This is a genomic window from Amycolatopsis sp. NPDC003676 (genome assembly GCF_053587275.1).
In genome coordinates this window covers 1-8,286 of record NZ_JBSFNS010000198.1, presented here as the reverse complement: position 1 = coordinate 8,286, position 8,286 = coordinate 1, and the positions used below count along the sequence as shown (strand labels likewise).

Sequence of the window (8,286 nt, the reverse complement as noted above, 5' to 3'; positions counted from 1 at the left end):
GAGGGAATCAGATTCCCTCAAGGAGCCCTTCACGGACCAGCGGGAGAGCGGCCACTCGGCCCGTGCTGTTGGCGGAGAACGTCATCGGCGCGGAGGATCCGCCGGTCTCGGTCTCGAAAGGTCGGTGAGGGAAACCCTGCGGTGGGGAGCCTCGCGGCCCGCGCTGCTGGCGGAAACCTCATCGACGCGGAGAGTCCCGTGGCTTCGGCCTCGAAAGGTCGGTGAGGGAGGCGGCCTCGCGCCCCGCGCTGCTGGCGGAGAACGTCATCGACGCGGAGGATCCTGCGACTTCGGCCCCGAAAGGTACGTGAGGGGAACCCTGAGGGAATCAGATTCCCTCAGGGTCCCCCTCACGACCTTCCGCGGAAGTGCGCACACGCGACCCGCCGAGGCTTCAGTCGTCCGCCGATTTTCGCGCTGCGCCAAGCGGTTTTCCCAGTCACTGGCAGAACGCGCCAAAATTATCCGGCACAACCCACCCGGTCCCGCCGATCTGCGCGCACCCCGCGCATGCCCCATCCTGGAAACCCGGCTGCTCCTCCCAGCGCACCCGGCTCCGTCCTCCGCAACGGAAGAATTAGCCCGTACGGGTGGGAATTCTCGCAGGGGAGGGAGGCAACCTTTTCCGTTCCCGCCGCGGGCGATACGGGCACTGAACCGATCCCGAAGCCGCCGCCGCGTCCCCGGAACCCACCCTCCGGCCTCGTGCCAAGCCTTTTGCCGAAAGCAGCCCGCGCCGAACTCGTCGGTAGCTGAACCGATCCCGCGCGACGCCGCCGCCGGTGACCCCTGAAACGAACCTTAAGTCTTTCCCCGCCGCGCACGGGGGCGTCTCAGGGCGGATTAGGGTGAGGGATGTCCGGCACGTTGTGGTGACGGACGCATCTCGGTCTCGCACACTGGAGAGTTGCTCAATGAGCTCGACGGGAGTCTCGTCCCCGCCCGATGTCGGCACCGAAGCCGGCGCCGCCCGCCGCACGGCCAGCCCGGAACAGATCCGGGACGAGCTGATCGACACCGCCGCGGCGCAGGCGCCGGAGATCGCGGACCTGATCCGCTTGTACTACCGGCACATTCCGGCCGACGAGATCGTCGGCGACGATCCGGTCGCGCTCGTCGGCGCGGTGCGTTCGCACCTGCAGCTGGCGAAGAAGCGCATGCCCGGACGCCCGGCGGTCCGCCTGCTGAACCCGACCACCGCCGAGGACGGCTGGACGCGCGACGCGACCGTCGTGCAGGTCGTCACCGACGACATGCCCTACCTCGTGGACAGCGTCACCGCGGAGTTCGCCCGCGACGGCGTGCAGGTGCAGCGCATCGTGCACCCGATCGTCGTGGTGAGCCGCGGCCTGACCGGCGAGCTGGAGGGCCTGCACCTCGACGCCGACCCGGCCGATCCGCCCGCCGGCGCGTCCGCGGAATCGTGGATGCTGGTGGAAATCGACCTCGTCACCGACCCGCAGCGGGCACGCGAGCTGGACAACCGGCTGTCGTCGGTGCTCGGCGACGTGCGCGAGGTCGTCGAGGACGCCGAGAAGATGGCGCAGACCGCCTGCTCGCTCGCGGAAACGCTCGAACAGAACCCGCCGAAGCTGCCCGACGGCGGCGACGAGGTCGTCGAGGGCGCGCGCCTGTTGCGCTGGCTCGCCGACGGCCACTTCACGTTCCTCGGCTACCGCAAGTACGAGCTGGTCGACAGCCCGCAGCCGGACAGCGACGAGCCCGCTCTGCGCGCCGTTCTCGCGTCCGGGCTGGGCGTGCTGCGCCAGGACAGCCTCGCCGCGCGCAGCCTCACCGCGGGCCCGGACAGCTCGGTCGACGCGCTCGCGCCGTCGCTGCTCGTGCTCACCCAGGCCAGCGCGCCGAGCACGGTGCACCGTCCGGTTTATCCGTATTACGTCGGCGTGAAGACGTTCGACGAGCACGGCAAGGTCACCGGCGAGCACCGGTTCCTCGGCATGTTCACCACCACCGCGCTGCACGAGAACGTGCTCGACATCCCGGTGGTCGGCCAACGGGTGCGCGAGGTCATCCACCGCGCCGGATTCCCGATGGAGTCGTTCTCCGGCCAGCGGATGCTGGAGGTCCTGCAGAACTGGCCGCGCGCGGACCTGTTCTCCGCGGACACCGATTCGCTGTACTCCACCACCACCGGCGCGATCACGCTGTCGGACCGCCGCCGGCTGCGGCTGTTCCTGCGCCGCGACCCGTACGGCCGCTTCTACTCCTGCCTGGTCTACCTGCCGCGCGACCGCTACACCACGCGCTCGCGGCTGGCGATGCAGGAAGTGCTGCTGGAAGAACTCGAAGGCACGCAGCTGGAGTACAGCGCGCGCGTCGGCGAGACGCTGCTGGCCCAGGTGCACTTCATGGTGCACACGGACCCGTCGAACGCGGTCGAGCCGGACACGCTGCGGATCCAGGAGCGGCTCAACACCGTCGTGCGCAGCTGGGACGACCGGCTGGTCGAGGCGATCATCGCCGAACGCCGCGAGCGCGTCGGCGACGGCGGCCCGATCGGCATGATGGGCGAGGAGTCCGCGGTCGACCGCGGGCAGCGCTTCGGCGCGGTGTTCCCCGAGGCGTACAAGGAAGATTTCACCGCCGAGGACGCGCTGGCCGACCTGAGCAAGCTCGACACCCTCGCGGACGAGGGCGACCTCGCGCTGTCGTTCTACCTGCCCGCGGACGCCGAACCCGGCGAGCGGCGGTTCAAGCTCTACCTGCGCGGCGAGGGCGTCACCCTGTCCAAGGTGCTGCCGGTGCTGCAGGCGATGGGCGTCGAGGTGGTGGACGAGCGGCCGTACGAGCTGTTCCGCGAGGACGGCGGGGCCAGCTGGATCTACGACTTCGGTCTGCGCGTCGACAAGAAGGGCCTCGAAAACGCCGACGAAACGGCCGCGCACGAGCTGCGTGAGCGGTTCCAGGACGCGTTCCACGCGGCATGGCAGGGCGAGGCGGAGGTCGACGGACTCAACGCGCTCGTGCTGCGCGCTGGGCTGACCTGGCGCCAGGCCGCGGTGCTGCGGGCCTACTCGCGGTATCTGCAGCAGGCGCGCAGCCCGTTCTCCCAGGCCTACATCCAGAACACGCTCGTCAAGCACACCGAGGTCTCGACGAAACTGTTGCGCCTCTTCGAAACCCGCTGCGATCCGCAACTGTCCGATGTGGACCGGAAGACGCACGCGGAATCGCTGGCCGCCGAGATCTCCTCGATGGTCGACGAGGTCACGAGCCTCGACGAGGACCGGATCCTGCGCCGGCTGCTCGCGGTCATCAACGCGACGCTGCGCACGAATTACCACGTGCGCGACGCCGACGGGAACCCGCGGCCGTACCTGGCGCTCAAGCTCGACCCGAGCGGCGTGCCGGAGCTGCCCGAGCCGCGCCCGAAGTACGAGATCTTCGTGTACTCGCCGCGCGTCGAGGGCGTGCACCTGCGGTTCGGCGAGGTCGCCCGAGGCGGCCTGCGCTGGTCGGACCGGCAGGAGGACTTCCGCACCGAAATCCTGGGCCTGGTCAAGGCGCAGGCGGTGAAGAACGCGGTGATCGTGCCGGTCGGCGCGAAGGGCGGCTTCGTGGTGAAGCGTCCGCCGCGGCCCACCGGCGACGCCGGGGTCGACCGCGACGCCCAGCTCACCGAAGGCATTTCCTGCTACCGGATGTTCATCTCCGGCCTGCTGGACCTCACCGACAACCGCGTCGAGGGCGAGACTGTGCCCGCGCCGGACGTGGTGCGCCACGACGCCGACGACAGCTACCTGGTCGTCGCGGCGGACAAGGGCACCGCGAAGTTCTCCGACATCGCCAACGAAGTCTCGGCGCAGTACGGATTCTGGCTCGGCGACGCCTTCGCCTCGGGCGGTTCGGTCGGCTACGACCACAAGGCCATGGGCATCACCGCCAAGGGCGCGTGGGAGAGCGTGAAGCGGCACTTCCGCGAGCTGGGCAAGGACACCCAGACCGAGGACTTCACCGTCGTCGGCATCGGCGACATGATGGGCGACGTCTTCGGCAACGGGATGCTGCTGTCCGAGCACATCCGGCTGGTCGCGGCGTTCAACCACATGCACGTCTTCCTCGACCCGAACCCGGACGCCGCGTCGAGCTACGCGGAGCGGCGCCGGCTGTTCGACCTGCCGCGCAGTTCGTGGGACGACTACGACCGCTCATTGATCAGCGAGGGCGGCGGGATCTACCCGCGTTCGGCCAAGACCATCCCGATCACCCCGCAGGTCCGCGTTGCGCTCGGCTTGGACGAGGGCGTCACGAAGCTCGCCCCGATGGACCTGATCCAGGCGATCCTGCTGGCCCCGGTCGAACTGCTGTGGAACGGCGGCATCGGCACCTACGTCAAGGCGGAGAGCGAAAGCCAGGCCGCGGCGGGCGACAAGGCCAACGACGCGATCCGCGTCAACGGCAACCAGTTGCGCGTGCAGGTCGTCGGAGAGGGCGGCAACCTGGGCCTGACCCAGCTCGGCCGCATCGAATTCGCCCGGAACGGCGGCAAGATCAACACCGACGCGCTCGACAACTCGGCCGGCGTCGACTGCTCCGACCACGAGGTCAACATCAAGATCCTGCTGGATCACCTGGTGGCGGGCGGCGAACTGCAGCACGCGCGGCGCAACGAGCTGCTCGGCGAGATGACCGACGAGGTCGGTTCGCTCGTGCTCGCGGACAACTACCGGCAGAACGCGGTGCTCGGCGTCAGCCGGGCGCACGCCGGGCCGATGGTGTCGGTGCACGCGCGGCAGGTGTCCGCGCTGGTCGCGAAGGGTGCGTTCGACCGCAAGCTGGAGGCGTTGCCGAGCCCGTCGCAGTTCCGCGCGCTGGAGAAGGCGGGCGAAGGCCTGACTTCGCCGGAGCTGGCGACGCTGCTGGCGCACGTGAAGCTCGACCTCAAGGACGAGCTGCTCGCCTCCGACCTGCCCGAATCCGAGGTGTTCACGCGCAGGCTGCCGGAGTACTTCCCGGCCCCGCTGCGCGAACCCTTCGCCGCGGCGATCGCGCAGCACCCGCTGCGCCGCCAGATCATCACCACGCTGATCACCAACGAGCTGGTCGACGGCGGCGGCATCTCCTTCGTCTACCGCCTGATGGAGGAGATGAACGCGACCGCCACCGACGCGGTGCGCGCGTACGCGGTGGTCACGCACGTCTACGACCTGCCGAAGCTGTGGGCCGAGATCGACGCGCTGGACAACGTGGTCCCGACCGCGGTCGCGGACCGGATGGTGCTGGAGACGCGGCGGCTGCTCGACCGGGCCGCGCGCTGGTTCCTCACCAACCGCCCGCAGCCGCTCGCGCCGCTGGCCGAGATCAACCGGTTCGGCCCGGTGCTCGCGGAGCTCGGCCCGAAGCTGGGCGAGCTGCTGCGCGGACGCGAACTGGAGTCCGTGGAGCAGGACGCGGCCGGGATGGTCGAGGAAGGCGTGCCCGCCGGCCTCGCCCGTCAGGTGGCGCTGCTGCTGCACAGCTACGGCCTGCTCGACGTGGTCGAGGTGGCGGAGCTGGCCGAGCAGCAGGTCGGGCTCGACGCGACGCACACCCCGGCCGACACCGCCGAGCTGTACTACGCGCTGTCGGACCACCTGGACATCGACAAGATGCTCACCGAGATCAGCGCACTGGAACGCGGCAACCGCTGGCACGCCCTCGCCCGGCTCTCGCTGCGCGATGACGTGTACGGTTCCCTGCGCGCGATCGCGCTCGACGCACTGCGGCACAGCGACCAGGACCTGTCCGTCGACGAGCAGATCGAGCAATGGGAGAAGGCCAACGCGTCGCGGCTTTCGCGGGCGCGCGTGGCGCTGGACGAGATCACCCGTTCCGGGCGGCTCGACCTCGCGACGCTGTCCGTGGCCGCGCGCCAGATCCGGAGCACGGTGCGGTGACATTCGTTTCCCACGTCCAGCCGCGATGGTCGGACATGGACGTGTACGGGCACGTCAACCACGCGAACGTGGTGACGCTGCTCGAAGAGGCCCGGGTGCCCGTGCTGTTCGGCGAAGCCGAGCGCGCCGGGCTGCACGAGCTGCCGAAGGGCGTCGTGGTCGTGAAGCTCGCGGTGCACTATCGCGCGCCGATCGTCGCGACGCCCGGCCGCACGGTGCGCGTGGAGATCACGCTCGCCGAGCTGAAGGCCTCGACGGTGACGCTCGGGTACGTCGTGCGGACCGGCCCGGACGCGGCCGATCCGGTCGCGGTCACCGCGGAAACCGTGCTGGCCCCGTACAACACGGTCGAGCTCCGGCCGCGCCGGTTCAGCGACGAGGAATCGGAATTCCTCAAGCGGGTGCTGGCCGATGCCTGAGCTGCGGATCCCCGATCCGGGCGACCGGGAGACGCTCAGCGCGTTCGTCGCCCGCGCGGTGCGGCTGGACGGCACGACCGCCGTCCGGCTGCGCCGCCGGGGCGACGACGTCGTCGAGGCGTGGACGGCCACGCCGTTCGAGGTTCTCGCGACCCGCGCGGTGGCGGGGACGGTGACGCCCTCGGACGTCACGGTGTCCGGCAACGAACTGCTCGCGGCGCTCGCCGTCGCGGGCGGCGAGGTGATGGACCCGGGTCCGGCGCGCGATTTGCTGTGGCACGCCGAGCTTCCGGTGTCCGATCGGTGGCAGAAGGTCGACGAGCTGCCGGTCGGCGTGGTGTCGGAGCTGGCTGACCGCGGCGTCGCGCTCGCCCGCGACAACGCCGGGCCGCACGGCACGCCGCCCGCCTCGCTGATGGACCAGGCGGTGCTGACCGTCACCGGGGGAGACCTCGAGGTCAAGGTCCAGATGCGCTGCCTGTTCGCGTTGTCCGGCATGGGTTTGTTCGATTCGTCGATCGACGGCGACGTGGTCCGCGTGACCGCCACCGATTCGTGGCTGCGCCTCGACGCCCGCTACGGCGCGGTGCTGAAGCGGCGCCAAGCGTTGCTGCCGCTGCTGTTCTGAGGCTGGCGGGAGCCGTCGGGGAGTGCCATCGTGAACGAATGACCGAACCCGACGGCGACCCGACCGCGGACTTCCTCGCCGAGGTCCGGGCCGAGGAGACGCCGTGGCGCACCGACCGGCCCGCGGACGCTGATCCCGCTCCGGAAGCCGAGCCTGGGCCTGGCCGTGCGCGGTCAGTGGTGCGCGCGGTCGGCGAGGCCGCGCCCTATGTGCAGGCGGGGTTGTTCGCCGCTTGGGTGGCCACCTCGATCGCGGATTCGGCCGACGGCGGCCAGCCGGACGATGTCAGCGGCTGATCTTGGCGGCTGATCTTGGCTGCTGGGAACCGGGTGCGGCCGCGCCGGGTGTCCAAGCAGGACTGTCGACCGCGCGGATCGCCACGTCGATCGCGGATTCCGCCGCCAGCGGCCGCCTGTCGAGCGACTTCGGCGGCGGCCAGACGGGTTGATCTCGGCTCCGGGGTTGTCCCAGCGGGTAGAGTCGGAGTCCGGTCCAGCTGCCGGATGCCCGATCCGGTGCGACCCCGATCATCGCGACCGCCGGCCTTCGCGCGATTCGACGACCCCGGTTCGCTTTCTGCGCGAAGCGGAAGCGGCGGCGGAAGAGGAGACCCATGCTCCTGTCCGGTCCGGAACGCCCGATGTCCCTGCCCACCGCCGACGACCCGCAGGTGCTGCGGCAGGCCTTGGCCGCATACGTGCGCGAGGTCGCCGCCGCGGTCGGGGTTTCGGTGGAGTGCACGTCGTGCGAGGTCACCGACACGATCACCGCGTACGTCGCGCTGAGCGGCCGGTCCCCGCGGTTCCCCGGCCGGGATCTGATGCTGCTGTGGACGATGCGGCAAGGCTGGTCGGTGGCGGTTGAGACGACGCCCGCCGAGGCCCCGCAACAGGTAGCCCAGCTGGGCGGCGACGTGACCCCCGCGCCGGAACGGGTACGCCGGTTCGTCGCGGACGTGGTGAGTTCGGCCGAGAAAGCCGGGACTCCGGGGCCGGTGCTGGCGGTGTCCAGCCACGGCGACCTGCGGACCCGGCTCGAGGAGCGGGTTCGCCGGGCTTGAGGGGCCGGAAGTTCACTGAACGTTCGCGTGCTTCGAAGCCGGTGCGCGGCGGTGTCCGGCCGCGGCGACCTGCGGACCCGGATCGCGAGGAGCGGGTCCGCCGGGCCTGAGGGGTTCGGCCGGGAACGTCGGCATCGCCGGAACATCCGCGCTATGGCCACTTCGCCGTGTCTTGATGTTCGTGAGGGGAACCCTGAGGGAATCTGATTCCCTCAGGGAGCTGCTCGAGCTTGTCCACGACGATGCCGTCCGCGCCCATCGCCTGCGCGATCCCGGCGAAGC

Annotated in this window: 6 protein-coding genes; all 6 read left to right on the top strand. The window is 70.4% G+C overall.

All coding sequences use genetic code 11. From position 1 onward, the window contains the following. Positions 1-914: 914 nt before the first annotated feature. Positions 915-5,897, top strand: a complete 4,983-nt coding sequence (locus tag ACWDNU_RS44245) for an NAD-glutamate dehydrogenase (RefSeq protein WP_449673246.1) — start codon at positions 915-917, stop codon at positions 5,895-5,897. After that, positions 5,894-6,316: an acyl-CoA thioesterase gene (locus ACWDNU_RS44240; protein ID WP_370935427.1), complete on the top strand. Its 423-nt coding sequence runs from the start codon at positions 5,894-5,896 to the stop codon at positions 6,314-6,316. The genes ACWDNU_RS44245 and ACWDNU_RS44240 overlap by 4 nt, the downstream gene beginning before the upstream one ends. Continuing rightward, positions 6,309-6,944, top strand: a complete 636-nt coding sequence (locus ACWDNU_RS44235; protein WP_116201566.1) for a hypothetical protein — start codon at positions 6,309-6,311, stop codon at positions 6,942-6,944. The genes ACWDNU_RS44240 and ACWDNU_RS44235 overlap by 8 nt, the downstream gene beginning before the upstream one ends. Before the next feature lie 38 nt (positions 6,945-6,982). Beyond that, positions 6,983-7,240: a hypothetical protein gene (locus ACWDNU_RS44230; protein ID WP_449673245.1), complete on the top strand. Its 258-nt coding sequence runs from the start codon at positions 6,983-6,985 to the stop codon at positions 7,238-7,240. A 2-nt stretch (positions 7,241-7,242) separates the two neighbouring features. Continuing rightward, the gene (locus ACWDNU_RS44225) at positions 7,243-7,392 is read left to right on the top strand and encodes a hypothetical protein (RefSeq protein WP_370935431.1); all 150 of its coding nucleotides are present in this window, start codon (positions 7,243-7,245) and stop codon (positions 7,390-7,392) included. A gap of 165 nt (positions 7,393-7,557) precedes the next feature. Beyond that, the gene (locus ACWDNU_RS44220) at positions 7,558-8,004 is read left to right on the top strand and encodes a DUF6292 family protein (RefSeq protein ID WP_370935432.1); all 447 of its coding nucleotides are present in this window, start codon (positions 7,558-7,560) and stop codon (positions 8,002-8,004) included. The last annotated feature ends 282 nt before the right edge of the window (positions 8,005-8,286 follow it).

Bases quoted from the DNA above. Each gene is read 5' to 3' on its own strand.
- ACWDNU_RS44230 (WP_449673245.1), top strand. From the start codon at position 6,983: ATGACCGAACCCGACGGCGACCCGACCGCGGACTTCCTCGCCGAGGTC.
- ACWDNU_RS44235 (WP_116201566.1), top strand. From the start codon at position 6,309: ATGCCTGAGCTGCGGATCCCCGATCCGGGCGACCGGGAGACGCTCAGC.
- ACWDNU_RS44245 (WP_449673246.1), top strand. From the start codon at position 915: ATGAGCTCGACGGGAGTCTCGTCCCCGCCCGATGTCGGCACCGAAGCC.
- ACWDNU_RS44220 (WP_370935432.1), top strand. From the start codon at position 7,558: ATGCTCCTGTCCGGTCCGGAACGCCCGATGTCCCTGCCCACCGCCGAC.